The sequence below is a fragment of the Rhodococcus sp. As11 genome (assembly GCF_048957735.1).
In the GTDB taxonomy this organism is placed as follows: domain Bacteria; phylum Actinomycetota; class Actinomycetes; order Mycobacteriales; family Mycobacteriaceae; genus Rhodococcus; species Rhodococcus gordoniae.
In genome coordinates this window covers 285,383-298,788 of the sequence record NZ_JARDJE010000003.1, presented here as the reverse complement: position 1 = coordinate 298,788, position 13,406 = coordinate 285,383, and the positions used below count along the sequence as shown (strand labels likewise).

13 protein-coding genes are annotated in these 13,406 nt (G+C 68.2%); 8 read left to right on the top strand and 5 right to left on the bottom strand.

Features of this window, described 5'->3' with window-relative positions:
• Positions 1-92: 92 nt before the first annotated feature.
• Entirely contained in the window at positions 93-1,253 is a 1,161-nt protein-coding gene (locus PV766_RS05705) for an FAD-binding oxidoreductase (RefSeq protein WP_016933128.1), read from the top strand.
• 61 nt (positions 1,254-1,314) lie between these two features.
• Here the strand turns inward: PV766_RS05705 and PV766_RS05700 are convergent, their stop codons facing one another.
• Positions 1,315-1,881, bottom strand: coding sequence for a hypothetical protein (locus PV766_RS05700; protein ID WP_421096618.1), 567 nt, complete (start codon positions 1,879-1,881; stop codon positions 1,315-1,317).
• A gap of 243 nt (positions 1,882-2,124) precedes the next feature.
• Between PV766_RS05700 and PV766_RS05695 the strand changes: the two genes are divergently transcribed.
• Positions 2,125-2,649: an AMIN-like domain-containing (lipo)protein gene (locus tag PV766_RS05695; protein WP_421096617.1), complete on the top strand. Its 525-nt coding sequence runs from the start codon at positions 2,125-2,127 to the stop codon at positions 2,647-2,649.
• 94 nt (positions 2,650-2,743) lie between these two features.
• Here the strand turns inward: PV766_RS05695 and PV766_RS05690 are convergent, their stop codons facing one another.
• Positions 2,744-4,297, bottom strand: a complete 1,554-nt coding sequence (locus PV766_RS05690) for an AMP-binding protein (RefSeq protein WP_421096616.1) — start codon at positions 4,295-4,297, stop codon at positions 2,744-2,746.
• Positions 4,298-4,550: 253 nt separating this feature from the next.
• Between PV766_RS05690 and PV766_RS05685 the strand changes: the two genes are divergently transcribed.
• A complete protein-coding gene (locus PV766_RS05685) occupies positions 4,551-5,342 on the top strand; it encodes an FAD-binding oxidoreductase (protein ID WP_421096615.1) in 792 nt (263 codons plus the stop codon).
• On the opposite strand, the gene PV766_RS05680 is transcribed toward PV766_RS05685, so the two are convergent.
• Together PV766_RS05680 and PV766_RS05675 are read right to left on the bottom strand one after the other, a co-directional pair.
• The gene (locus PV766_RS05680; RefSeq protein WP_064062743.1) at positions 5,327-7,030 is read right to left on the bottom strand and encodes a 3-ketosteroid-delta-1-dehydrogenase; all 1,704 of its coding nucleotides are present in this window, start codon (positions 7,028-7,030) and stop codon (positions 5,327-5,329) included. The two genes, PV766_RS05685 and PV766_RS05680, sit on opposite strands and share 16 nt — an antisense overlap.
• Before the next feature lie 73 nt (positions 7,031-7,103).
• Complete coding sequence (locus tag PV766_RS05675; RefSeq protein ID WP_421096614.1) at positions 7,104-8,039, bottom strand: alpha/beta hydrolase; 936 nt, start codon at positions 8,037-8,039, stop codon at positions 7,104-7,106.
• Between the two features lie 200 nt (positions 8,040-8,239).
• Between PV766_RS05675 and PV766_RS05670 the strand changes: the two genes are divergently transcribed.
• The 5 genes from PV766_RS05670 (at position 8,240) to PV766_RS05650 (ending at position 11,787) form a co-directional block, all read left to right on the top strand.
• Positions 8,240-9,112, top strand: a complete 873-nt coding sequence (locus PV766_RS05670; protein WP_255162948.1) for an LLM class F420-dependent oxidoreductase — start codon at positions 8,240-8,242, stop codon at positions 9,110-9,112.
• 102 nt (positions 9,113-9,214) lie between these two features.
• The gene (locus PV766_RS05665; RefSeq protein ID WP_016935722.1) at positions 9,215-9,604 is read left to right on the top strand and encodes a nuclear transport factor 2 family protein; all 390 of its coding nucleotides are present in this window, start codon (positions 9,215-9,217) and stop codon (positions 9,602-9,604) included.
• A gap of 80 nt (positions 9,605-9,684) precedes the next feature.
• Entirely contained in the window at positions 9,685-10,179 is a 495-nt protein-coding gene (locus PV766_RS05660; RefSeq protein WP_064062746.1) for a flavin reductase family protein, read from the top strand.
• 82 nt (positions 10,180-10,261) lie between these two features.
• The gene (locus PV766_RS05655; protein WP_016935364.1) at positions 10,262-11,251 is read left to right on the top strand and encodes an LLM class flavin-dependent oxidoreductase; all 990 of its coding nucleotides are present in this window, start codon (positions 10,262-10,264) and stop codon (positions 11,249-11,251) included.
• A gap of 83 nt (positions 11,252-11,334) precedes the next feature.
• Positions 11,335-11,787: a hypothetical protein gene (locus tag PV766_RS05650; protein ID WP_421096613.1), complete on the top strand. Its 453-nt coding sequence runs from the start codon at positions 11,335-11,337 to the stop codon at positions 11,785-11,787.
• Positions 11,788-11,850: 63 nt separating this feature from the next.
• Here the strand turns inward: PV766_RS05650 and PV766_RS05645 are convergent, their stop codons facing one another.
• Positions 11,851-13,386: an FAD-binding protein gene (locus PV766_RS05645; RefSeq protein WP_421096612.1), complete on the bottom strand. Its 1,536-nt coding sequence runs from the start codon at positions 13,384-13,386 to the stop codon at positions 11,851-11,853.
• Positions 13,387-13,406 lie beyond the last annotated feature (20 nt).

Below are 13,406 nucleotides of genomic sequence, written 5' to 3'. Positions count from 1 at the left end.
GCAGGTTGTGACGACCTGGTGGTCAGTGGCCCGGTGGCCTCCGAACGACTACAGTGGCGGCGTTCGCGCAGCACGGATACAGGGAGGATGGCGTGGAGGCTTTCGCCATCGCCCGGGTTCAGCTCAGCTTCGCATCGATCATCGCCACTCCCACCGGGGCCGAACGCTTCGCGACGGCGTTCTACACGGCCATGTGGGCCGAATCCACCGGCATCCGCGAGCTGTTCCCCGCCGGGATGGAGAGCATGCGCCGCCGGTTCTCGACCGCGGTCGGCTGGGTCGTCGGACGTCTCCACGAACCCGACACCGTCGACAATTTCCTGGCACAGCTCGCCCGCGACCACCGTAAGTACGGCGTCGAACCCGTGCACTACCGCGTCGCCGGCAGCGCCCTGCTCGTCGCCATCCGCGAATGCACCCCCCTGATCCTGTGGACCGCGGCGCTCGAACGGACGTGGGCCGAGGTGATCGACCGGCTCGTCGAGACCATGGCGACCGCCGCCGCCACCGACGACCTGCCCGCCTCGTGGGGCGCCACCGTCGTCGGCCACGAACGCGTACTCCCCGACCTGGCGATCATCCGCCTCGAGACCGACGGCCCCATTCCCTATCACGCCGGGCAGTACATGAGCGTGCAGATCCCGCAGCGTCCGCACATGTGGCGGTACCTGTCCGCGGCCATTCCACCGAACCCGCACGGGCAGATCGAATTCCATGTGCGACGGGTCTCCACCGGATGGGTGAGCCCCGCGCTCGTCGGCGAGACCGCCGTGGGCGACCGGTGGACGATCGGCCCGCCGCTCGGCGGCCTGCACGTCGACCGTGAGAGCGGCCAGGACGTGCTGATGATCGCCTCCGGCACCGGTCTCGCACCCATGCGCGCGCAGATCATGGAGATGGCGATGCGCGGCGACAACCCGCGCGTCCATCTGTTCTACGGCGGCAAGTACCCGTGCGACCTGTACGACCTCGAGACCCTGTGGCAGATCGCCATGACCAACCCGTGGCTGACCATCGTGCCCGTGCTCGAGGAGAAGGAAAACCCTTGGTGGCACCCGGCTCCCGTGAAGGAACCCCCCACCGGCCTCAACCGGCCGGTGTACGGGAAGCTCGGTAGGGTCGCCGGGCAGTTCGGTACGTGGGCCGATCGTCAGATCCAGATCGCCGGGTCGCCGTCGATGATCCGGACCACGCTGTACGCGCTGTCGGCGGCGGGCACCCCGCGTCAGAACATCAGCTTCGACCCGCTCTGATCCGCGTGTGCAGATTCCGTGCTGCGAGGATGTTCCGCACCGGGGACACCGGACTCGGCGGCTACATCCGCTGCGCCGCGACCGCCCGCGCGAATTCCGGATGCGCCTGCGACACGACGAGTTCCGAACCGTCCTCCGCCACCGACATTCCCAGGGTCGCCCGTTTCGGTTCGAGCACCCGCAGAGCGACGTAGATCGGCAGGAACGACAGGCCGAAGACGCTGAGCAGCGCCAGGCCGTAGATCTTCGGGGCGCCCTGCACGAGCGCGAACACCAGTGCGAGGAAGATGACACCGAGAACCGTGCATGTCGCGGCGGCGGCGATCTGCCAGCGCGTACGGACGGCGACGCACCGGGCACACACGGGCCAATCGACCGCGGCGACCTGCACGGCGTAGGCGGCTTCGAGTGCCGAGCCGATCCGGCTCGACCCCCCGCGGGGCTCCGACGCATCGGCCGCGACCGTCACCCGGATACGACCGGTCTCGGGTTCGCCGTGCCGCGGGCAGATCGGCGGAATGGGATCGACCGGTCGTATCGAACCGTCTCCGAGCGTGTTCGTCGCCCCGGAACCCGGATACTCGACCGCCAACCGCACCTCGACCCGCTGGGCGTCCCCGTTCACCATGCGAGGGAGTATGTCAGCACGCCCCCGGCAGTGAAAGACCGCCCGCGACGATCAGTGCTCATACGGTTTGCGCGGAGGCAGGAAGGCCCCCGCACGTCCGTCCTCGACAGCGCGCACGGTGTCCGGTGCACGGGAAGATACGCCCACGACGAGCGCCTGCGGCAGCGGAACAGAGAAGCGTGATGTAACGCGGATCATACTTTGTGCGATGCCCCATCATCAGCCACACACAGAGGAACGGACATGAGCAGGATTCACGTGTGGCTCGCGATGGTCGTCGCCATCGCGGGGATCGGACTGATCGGCCCGACCGCGTCCGCCGCAACGCCCTATTGCGGCATCACCTGGGGTTCGCTCGGCACATCGAACCCGACGATGGTCACCTCACCGTTCACCGCCGTGCGATCGGGACGGCACGAGTGTTTCGACCGGATCGTCGTCGACCTCGCCGGGCCGGCCGCGGGCTACCGCGTCGGCTACGTCCCCACCGTCTACGAGGACGGTTCCGGATTCGAGGTGCCGCTGCGCGGAGGCGCCTATCTCCAGGTGGTGATCCTCGCTCCCGCCTACTACGTGCCGGCCGACCGGCGCGAAGTGGTCGATGTCGCCGGCTACCGCACCCTGCGGCAGGTGGCATGGGCCAACAGTTTCGAAGGACGGACCACCCTCGGAGTCGGGGTGCGCGCCCGGCTGCCGTTCCGGGTGTTCACCCTCGACGGCCCCGGCAGCGGTTCACGGGTGGTGCTGGACGTCGCACACCAGTGGTGAGACAGAGAACAAGTGGGGCAGCAACTCTCGGCGACCGCGGACGGCCGCCGAGACCTGTTGCAGGAAACCGGATTGCACAGCGCAGTGGAGACGGTCAGCGGTAGGACGCCCGCAGCGTCTTCTTGTCGAGCTTGCCCAGCGGTGTCAGCGGCAGCGAGTCGAGGAAATCGACCGACTTGGGCGCGTGCACCGAACCCTTTGCGGCACGCACCTTCTCGACCAGCTCCTCGGCCGGTACCGACTGCCCCTCGCGCAACACGACGCATGCTTTGACGGCCTCGCCCCACTTGGCATCGGGCACACCGACGACGGCCACGGACGCGACCGCCGGGTGCGACGAGATGACGTCCTCGATCTCGCGGGGGAAGACGTTGAAACCGCCGGTGACGATCATGTCCTTCTTGCGATCGACGATCGTCATGAAGCCGTTCTTGTCGGCGCGCGCGACGTCGCCGGTGTGCAGCCATCCGCCTCGCAGCGCGTCGGCGGTCTCTTCCGGCTTGTTCAGATAGCCCTTCATCACCAGCGGACCGCGCACGCAGATCTCGCCGAGTTCGCCCTGCGGCACCTCGTTCAGGTCGTCGTCGAGCAGACGGACGTCGAGCCACGGCACGGGCCGGCCGCACGACGCGAGGCGCCCCGGATCGTCGGCCAGGTGCTCTTCCTTGCGCAGCACCGAGATCGTCATGCCGCATTCGGACTGGCCGTAGAACTGGAAGAAGACAGGACCGAGCCGCTCGATCCCCTCGCGCAGGCGGGACGGCGACATGGCCGAGGCGCCGTAGAACAAGGTCTCGAGGCTCGACAGGTCGCGGCTGTCGACATCCGGATGGTCGAGCAGCATGTAGATCATCGTCGGCACGAGCATGGTCGCGTTGATGCGGTGCTTCTCGATCGTTTCGAGCACGAGCGCGGGGTCGAAGTGGGGCAGCACGTAGAGGCATCCACCGCGCAGGAGCGTGGGGACGAAGAACGCCGCACCGGCGTGCGAGAGTGGGGTGCACACGAGGAAGCGAGGCTGCTCGGGCCACTGCCACTCGGACATCTGGATCTGGTTGAGGGCCGCGCCCGAACGGAACGAGCCCATCACACCCTTCGGCTTCCCGGTGGTGCCGCCGGTGTAGACGATGGACGAGGTGTCCTCGATGTCGACGGGCGCGGAGACGAGCCGCTGCTCGGTGAACTGCTCCGACAGGGCGAGAATGTCGGTTCCGACCGAGGACGGGCCGAGAGAGAACAAGTTCTTCAGGGTCGGCACCTGCTCGCGCAGCTCGGCGGCGCGCTCCTCGAAGTGGCCGGGATCGAAGATCAGGGTCTCGATCCCCGCATCGGTCGAGATGTACAGGTGGTCGGAGAGCGACCCCATGGGGTTCAGCGCGGTGTTGCGGCAGCCGGCGACCATCGTGGCACCCATCGAGATGAGCACCTCGGGCCGGTTCTTGGACAGCATCGCCACGGCCGATCCCTGCCCGACCTCCACGGATGCGAGCGCCTGCTGGAACCGGCTGATGGCGGCGCGCATCTCCGCTCCGGTGAGGACGACGTCACCGAGGTGCAGGGCGGGGCGGTCGGCGCTGCGATCGAGCGCGGTGATGAGGAGATCGGGCGTGAATGCGGGACGGTAGAGGTCGGCGTACTCCTCGGGCATGGTCGTCCTTCCGGTGTGCTGTGACGGTCCGTTGTGTGACGTCACCGGTCGGCGTTCCGCGTTGTGGTGACCATCACCTGCCGATGGTCACGATAACCGCTCCGAGCCTAAAACTGAAACACGTTCCACCCTGCCTTTTCGGTGATTTCTCGCCTAGAGTCTTGGGCACATCCGGCGACGATGCCCGATTCGGACGCTCACCTCGGCGACGACGCCGATTCGTTGCCACAGCACACCACCCGGGGGATCGCGCATGCAGTCGGCCACGTCGTCACCGAGCAAGACCGAGACGGCAGTCACCGCAACCGTCGTCGAACATCATCGTCTCCGGCACGACCTCGCCGTCGTCCGCCTCGAATGCGACGACGCCATCGTCGATTTCCGCCCCGGCCAGTACGTCGACGTCGCTGTGCCACAGCGCCCCACGCTGCCGCGTCGCCTCTCCCCCGCTCTGCCGCCCTCGTTGGACGGCAAACTCGAGTTCCACGTGCGCACGGTTCCGGGCGGCTGGGTGAGCGGAACGATCGTCGCCGACACCCGACCGGGCGACGTATGGCAGATCGGCGCGGGCCGCGGCGGCGACCTCCACATCGACGACACCGGGCGCATCGTCATCATGGTGGCCGGCGGAACGGGCCTCGCGCCGCTGCGGTCGTTGATCCTCGACGCGGCGCGCCGGCCGGAACCGCCCCGCACCTTCCTGTTCACGGGCGCCCGCAACCCGTGCGACCTGTACGCCGCCGACATGCTCACCCTCCTGTCGGAGGCGCTGCCGTGGCTGACGGTGGTGCCGGTCGTGGAGACCCTCGAGATCCCCGATGTCCCCGACCCCTGGTTCGACCGCATCGCGCCGCGCATCGACGAGTTCGGACCCGACCCCGACGAACTGCTCGAGGGCAGTATCGACGAGGTCGTCACGTCCTACGGCGCGTTCGGCGACCACCAGGTGCTCGTGTGCGGGCCGGCAGCCATGGTGCGCACCACCGCTCAGCGACTGATCGAGACGGGCACCCCGGCCGAGAACATCCGCTACGACCCGTACTGAGCGGCGTCGCGGGCAGCGATGTACCCGAACACCAGGCCCTGTCCGATCGTGGCACCCGCGCCGGGATAGCTGTGCCCGAACGCGTTGGCTGCGGTGTTGCCGATCGCGTAGAGACCGGTGATCGGGCTGCCGTCCTCCCGGAGAACCCGCGCCCGCTCGTCGGCGCGCAGGCCACCGCAGGTACCGAGATCGCTCAAGGTCATCTTCACCGCGTAGAGCGGCCCGCGGGTCAGGGGACGCAGGTTCGGATTCGGCTGGACCGTGGGGTCGCCGTAGTAACGGTCGTAGGCGCTGCGTCCACGCCCGAACTCGGAATCCGTTCCGGCTGCGGCGTCGTCGTTGAACTTGCCGAAGGTCGCCGCGAAGGTCTCCACCGGCACCCCCATCGATGCGGCGAGCTCTTCGGCCGTGGATGCGCGGTGGGCGATGCCCGCCTTGTACCAGGCTTCCGGGAGCGGCTGACGCGGGAACACCCCGGCCGCGAAGACATAGCTGTTGCGGTACTTCTGGTCGAACACGATCCACATCGACTCGACCGGATCACCGGTACGTTCGCGTTCGAGCACCAGCTGTCCGAAGGACATGTAGTCCGACGACTCGTTCGCGAACCGTCGTCCGGTCTGATCGACGATGAAGGAACCGGGCAGGGAACGCTCGGCGAGCATGACCATCGGCGGCCTACCCGGGCGGGTCGGTGCAACGGCGGGGAACCACCATGCCTGATCCATGAGGTCGAGATCGGCGCCGACCTCCTGGGCCGCCTTGATCGCGTCGCCCGTGTTGGTCTCCGCGCCGAGGCTCTCGTGATCGAGCAGGTTCTCGGACTGGTACTTGCGCCGCATCGCCATGTCGTGATCGAAACCGCCCGCGGCGAGCACCACACCGCGACGCGCGGTCACGGTGACCTCCCGCCCGTTCTGGGCCACGACCGCACCGGTCACCCGGTCACCCTCGGTGACCAGACGCACCAGCGACGTCTCGGTCCACACCGGCACCCCCGCCTTCAGCACACCCGCGAACAGGCCCGCGGCGATGGCCTGTCCGCCGGCGACGTATTCACGCTTGACGGCGAGTCCGGCGACGCCCTGTGCCAGCCGCTTGAAGATGCGCGGGAAACCCTTGTGCGGCACGCGCAGCATGAGGTTCATCCACTTGTAGTCGGCGCCCGTGGTGGGCATCGGCAGGCTCGCCTCCATGAGTCCCGGACGCAGCCGCGACCGTTCCTCTCCGAGCACCGACAGGTCGAACGGCAGGCATTCACAGCTGCGGCCCACCGCCGAACCACCCGGAAGTTCGGGGTGGTAATCGGAGTAGCCCTCGGCCCAGAACAGCTTCATGGGAGTGGTGCGGCGGAGCATCTCGACCGTCTCGGTCCCGTAGTCGACGAACGCTTCGCCTCGCTCGACGGGGGCGGTACCGTCGACGACCGACCGAACGTAGGTGTGACCACGCTCGACGGTGTCTCCCGAGCCCGACTCCTTCAGCACGGGATTGGCCGGCACCCAGAAGGCACCACCGGAGCGGGCGGTGGAACCGCCGACATATTCGGATTTCTCGACGATGAGCGCCGACAGTCCCGCTTCGTGCGCGGCGATCGCGGCGGCCATACCTGTACCCGACCCGATCACGAGCAGGTCGACGGTGGTGTCCTGGGCGGGTACCACGGGCGGTACGGATGTCGGGGCCATCGACAGTCTCCTTCTCGTCGTTGTCTGCGGGACGCTAGGGCAGTTGCTCAGGACACGAGCCCGGTCGTCCCGGTCACCGGGAGATCCGCCCGTCGACCAGGCTACGCATCATCTTCCACACCTCCTGCCGCGCCGGCTCTGTGAGCGAGAGCGCAGGGAAGGTCAGGAATCCGTGGAACAGGCCGTCGAATCTGCGGTGCTGCACGGACACTTCGGCTGCGACGAGGCGTGCGGCGTAGTCGTCGCCGGACGAGCACGGCGGATCGAGTTCGGCGGTGACGACGACCGCCGAGGGCAGTCCGGCGAGCGTTTCGGCGCGGGTCGGGATCAGGCGGGGATCGTCGGTGCCGTCCGGTGCGTACTGCTCCCAGTACCACCGCATCGCCGCCGCGGAGTTGTAGTAGCCGGTCCCGTACCTCCGGTACGACTCGGTGTCGAAGTCGTCGTCGATCACCGGATAGAACAACGCCTGACCGAGCACCGCCGGTCCACCCTTGTCGCGCGCGGCGAGGGCGACGGTGGCGGCGAGGTTTCCACCGGCACTGTCGCCGGCGAGCACTATGCGCGCCGGGTCTCCTCCGTACGACGCGATGGTTGCGGCCGCCCAGCCGAGCGCGGCGTACATGTCGTCGTGCGCGGCCGGCGCAGGATGTTCCGGGGCCAGCCGGTAGTCGACGGATACGACGACGACCCCGACGCCGTCCGCCATCGACCGGCAGAACTCGTCGTGACTGTCGAGATCGCAGAAGACGAACCCACCTCCGTGCGCGAACACGACGACCGGGAGGGCGGTCTCGGGGGACTCCGGACGGTAGAGGCGCAACGCGAGGTCGCCTCCGGGCCCGTCGACGACGAGATCGTGCACCTCCAGCATGGCGGGGAGGTTCCGGAGCGGACCGCGACGACTGCGGATGATCTCCCGGAGTTCCGTCGGCGGAATCGTCGTGACGTCCGGAAAACCCGCCTCCAGGGTCTTCAGCATGGACTCCACCTCGGGATGCAACGGCATGTCGGTCTCCTCCGCAGTCGATATGTGCGGGCCACGCTAGGTCTGCCCCGGGACGCACCGGAAGGCGATATCCCGTCCATCGGGTCGTGTATCGACAAGCGGGACCGGACGTGCCCCGCGTCCCGTCTCGGCGCACACTCCCTGTCGGACCGATCGACGAAGGAGAGCGTATGACCGACGGATCGAACCGCAGTTCGGCGGTGCGCATCGGAATCACCAGTCCGATCGTCACGCGGGTCCCCGGGGTCTCCGCCCGATGGGAGGCGGGCGCGGGTATCGAGGAACTGTCGCAGATCGCGGTCGCCGCCGATCGCGCGGGATTCCACCACCTCACCTGCAGCGAACATGTCGCCGTACCGGTGCCGGTGGCCGAGACGCGAGGTGGGACCTATTGGGATCCGCTGGCGACCCTCGGCTTCCTGGCGGCCCGCACCGATCGGATCCGGTTGGTCACCCAGGTTCTCGTCCTCGGCTACCACCATCCTCTGGAGATCGCCAAGCGCTACGGCACCCTCGACACGGTCAGCTCGGGACGGCTGACGCTGGGACTCGGCGTCGGCTCGCTCGAGGAGGAGTTCGCGCTGCTCGACGCGCCGTTCACCGATCGTGGCGCGCGCGCCGACGACGCCCTCGCGGCACTGCGCGCTTCCCTCTCGCAGCGCGAACCCTCCTATCGTGGAGAATATTTCGAGTACTCGGATGTGGTCGTCGATCCCTGTGCCGTGCAACCGCGGGTGCCGATGTGGATCGGTGGCCGCACCCCGCGTTCCCTACGACGCGCGTGCGAGTTCGGGGACGGCTGGGTGCCCTTCGGTCTGGCCTTCGACGACATGAAGGCGATGCTCGCGAAGAGACAGCCGCCGCCCGGGTTCGAGATCGTGCTGTCGGTCGCCCGGCTCGACCCGCTCGGCGATCCCGATGCGACGCGGAGGCGACTCGACCGGGCGATCGCAGCGGGCGCGACGATCGTCGGCGCCGGTGTGGACGCCGGATCCGCCGACCACTACTGCGACCAGCTCTCCGCCCTCGCCGAACTGTTCGGCGAGGAATTCGGTGATCTCGACGAGCGGTGACCCCGACATCTCCCGCTGTCCGGGAGAACGCCGATGCCGTGTGCCGGTAGGTCGCTAGCGTCGGCGCGACACCTTTCGTCCCGCACCATCACAGGAGCGACCGTGACCGTTTCCGACGCCGACGCCCGTACGCAGCGCATCCGCGCCACCGTGCACGCCTATCTCGACGCCGTGGCCGCGGGGGTGGCGGCCGACATCGCCGCCCTGTATGCCGACGACGCCACCCTGGAGGATCCTGCCGGCAGCGAACCCCGCGTCGGCAAGGCAGCGATCGCCGAGTTCTACAAGGCTGTCGAAGCCACGGAGAACACCACAGAGCTGCTCACGCTCCGGATCAGCGGAGCGACCGCCGCCTTCCACTTCCGCGTGGTCACGACGGCGGGTGAACAGACCTACGAAGTGGAGCCCATCGACGTCATGACGTTCGACGACGAGGGACGAATCACCAGCATGCGAGCGGTCTGGGCGCCGAGCGACATGCGTGTCCGCTGACCGGTCGACGGGACACGGTTCGCGCACTGCGCCGTGGGTGACGGACACTGGAACGAACGCCGATCGATAGGAGTTTCTGGATGACAGCGGAACACGCGGTGCTCGATCCTCGACGGATCCGCGACGTGATGAGCAATTTCTGCACGGGCGTCACGGTGATCACCGCGCTCGACGGCGACGAGCCTCTCGGGTTCGCGTGCCAGTCGTTCGTATCCGTATCACTGGATCCGCCGCTCATCTCGTTCTGCCCCGCCCGCACCTCGAAGACGTGGCCGAAGATCCGTGAGGTGGGCACCCTGGCCGTCAACGTCCTGTCCGAGAGCCAGCGCACCCTGTGCGGCGCGTTCGCGGTGAGCGGCGGCAACAAGTTCCGCGGGGTGCGCTGGGAACGAGGCGACAACGGCGCTCCGGCCATCGAGGGAGCCCTCGCGCGGGTCGAGGCGACCGTGGAGACCGAGTACGAGGCCGGCGACCACACGATCGTGCTGGCACGGGTCACCGGGCTGACGTCGCTGCACACCAACGGCCCCCTGCTGTTCTTCCAGGGCACCTACGGCGGTTTCGACCGCGGATGACGGGAATAGACGGTCACCGGTGGAGGTTGCTCCGGGGGTGTGCCCGGCGGCCGATACCGGGCCCCGACGCGAAGGATCACCGGTGACCGTTCCCCTCTCCATCCTCGACCTCGCCCACATCGGCAAGGGTGAGACCGCCCGCGAGAGCTTCGACGCCAGCGTGAAGATGGCCCGGCTCGCCGAGCAGTGGGGCTACCGGCGCATCTGGTACGCCGAGCATCACAACATGCCGACGATCGCCTCGTCGGCGACGAGCGTGCTCATCGCACACGTCGCCGCGCACACCTCGTCGATCCGTCTCGGCGCCGGCGGCATCATGCTGCCCAACCATTCGCCGCTGACCATCGCCGAGCAGTTCGGCACCCTTGCCACGCTGCATCCGGGCCGCATCGACCTCGGTCTCGGGCGCGCGCCGGGCAGCGACCAGAAGACCATGCGGGCGCTGCGACGCGACCCGACGTCGGCCGACAGCTTCCCGCAGGACGTCCTCGAACTGCAGGCGTATCTGAAGGGCGAGTCGCGGATACCGGGGGTCGACGCGATTCCCGGTAAGGGCACCGACGTTCCGCTGTACATCCTGGGATCGTCGCTGTTCGGCGCGAAACTCGCTGCGTTGCTGGGGCTTCCGTACGCATTCGCATCGCACTTCGCTCCGCAGGCGCTCGAGGACGCGGTGAAGCTGTACCGCCGCGAGTTCCAGCCCTCCCCTGAGCATCCGGAGCCCTACGTCATCGCCGGCGTCGGCGTCATCGCCGCCGACAGCACCGAGGAAGCGCTGTCGTTGTTCGAGGCGGCCAAGCGCTCGCGGGTCGTGCAGATGGTCGGACGCGGACGCACTTTCACCGACGAGGAGATCGACATGCTGCTCGACTCCCCCGCCGGGATGCAGGTGCTCGAGATGCTGCGGTACACGGCCGTGGGCACTCCCGGCCAGGTGCGCGACTACCTCGACCGCTTCACCGAACACGCGCAGGCCGACGAACTGATCGTCGTCTCCTCGGCCCCCGGGCGCGACGCCTGGCTGCGCTCGCTGGAGCTCGTCGCCGAGGTCAGCGACCTGGTCCCGGCCTGATCGACGAGGGCTTACGCGTCAGGCTACCGGCGGGTACACTTCGGCGACCGGTCAGAACCCGAGTCGTCAATCGCAGGAGCAGAATGAAGTACCGCACCCGCGCTGTCGCCGCCGCGGCTCTCACCGTCGCGGCAGCACTCACCGCGCCGGCCACCGCCGCAGCCGATTCGCCATCCCCCGACGGACCCACCATCTCGGTGACGATCCGCAACGACACCGACGCACCGATGGTGCTCACGTCGAAGGACAATCCCTACGGGAGGTGGGTGGACGAGCCGGCCACCGTGGTTCCGGCCCGGTCGACGGAGACGGTGTCGGCGAGCAGCACCGATCGCCGCGGATTCGGAATCCGGATCGGCTACACGATGCCCGGCGACGCGACGGTAGCGCTCATGGCCAACAACTACGGCACGGGCGTCGCGAATGGCGACGGTACCCACATCGAAGGAGTCAACCGGCACGGATTCGCGGTCGCGACGACCGTGGAGGGCGGATATCCGTTCATGACAGCGAACTTCGCCGTCACCCGCCCCTGACACGGCACCGGGCCCGGGCCCGGAAGGATACCTGCGTATCCTTCCGGGCCCGGCGTATGTGCGTCAGCGCGCCGCCGCGTCCATCACGGACAGGTGCGCGAACAACGCGCTCGTGCCGATCGGATTGCCGCCGCCGGGGTAGACGGTGCCGCTGGGTGCGGCCATCGTGTTGCCCGCCGCGTACAGCCCGGGGATCGGTTCGCCGTTGCCGTCGAGCACGCGACCGACGGTGTCGGTCCGCAACCCGCCCTTGGTACCGAGGTCCGAGATGCCGAACTGCGCCGCGTGGAAGGGTCCCTGTTCGATCGGAACCAGCGCGGAACCGCCGCCGGTGAAGGCCAGATCGTACGGCTCGCCACCGCGATCGAAGTCCTCGTCGACGCCCTTCGCAGCCAGCTCGTTCCACCGCGCGACCGTGGCCTTCAGGGACTCGGCAGGCACACCGATCTGCTCGGCGAGCTCCTCGAGGGTGCCGGCGGTCTTCCACAGCCCCGCGTCGACGTACTTCTCGGTTTCGACGAGAGGCACATTCGTCGCCCCGACCGGCGGAACCGCCCCGCGCCGGTCGTCGTAGATCATCCAGAACGGCAGGGTCATCTCACCACGCTCCATGCGGGCGATGACGTCCCGGCCCAGTCGGTCGTAGGGCGCGTACTCGTTGGTGAACCGCTTGCCCTCCTGGTCGACGAAGATGCCGCCGGTGAAGCACAGCGCGAACGCCGAGCGTCCGTCCGGATGGGTCAGACCCGGCGACCACCAGGCCTCGCCCATCAGATCCACATCGGCGCCCACGGCGATGCCCGCCTGGTGTGCCTTGCCGAGATTCGACCACGGACCCATGGAGTCCCGTGCAGCGCCCGGCACACCGTATTTGCTGCGCATCTCGTCGTTCTGATCGAAACCGCCGGCGGCGAGGACGACGCCCTTGCGCGCGCGGATCGTCCGCCGCTCACCGTTGTTCTCGACGATCGCGCCGACCACCACACCGTCCTCGACGATCAGTTCCTCGAGCGGGGTGTTCCGGTGCAGCTCCACATTCGGGTACTTGCGCATGGCGACGAGGAATCGGCCGACGAGGGCGCGACCACCGATGAGCACATCGGGCAGGGCCTCACCGTTGCGTTCGCGGCCGAGCGGGCCGCGGATCGACTCGTTGAGTTCGGGATCATCGGCGACGGGCATCGGCGACGGAACGATATGGCGTCCCTGGGCACGGGCCTTCGGGGCCTTGCCGAAATAGTCGGGCCACGGGTAGACCGCGAATTCGAGGTCGTCGTCGGATTCCAGGTAGTCGACGAGGGGGGCGCCGCCGCGGACGTAGGCCTCCTGCAGCTCGCGCGGGGTGCGGTCGCCGACGACCGCGTGATAGTAGGTCAGCGCATCCTCGATGGTGTCGTCGTCACCGGCACGCTGCAAGACCGCGTTGGTGGGAAACCAGACACCCCCACCACCGGAATACGCCGTGGTACCGCCGAAGTACTCGGACGCCTCGACGAGGATCACCGAAAGTCCTTCACGCGCAGCGGTGTACGCACCGCAACACCCTCCGGCTCCCGACCCCACCACGAGGACGTCGCATTCTTCCGCCCACTCCGCCATGACTGCTGCCTTCCGTCGAC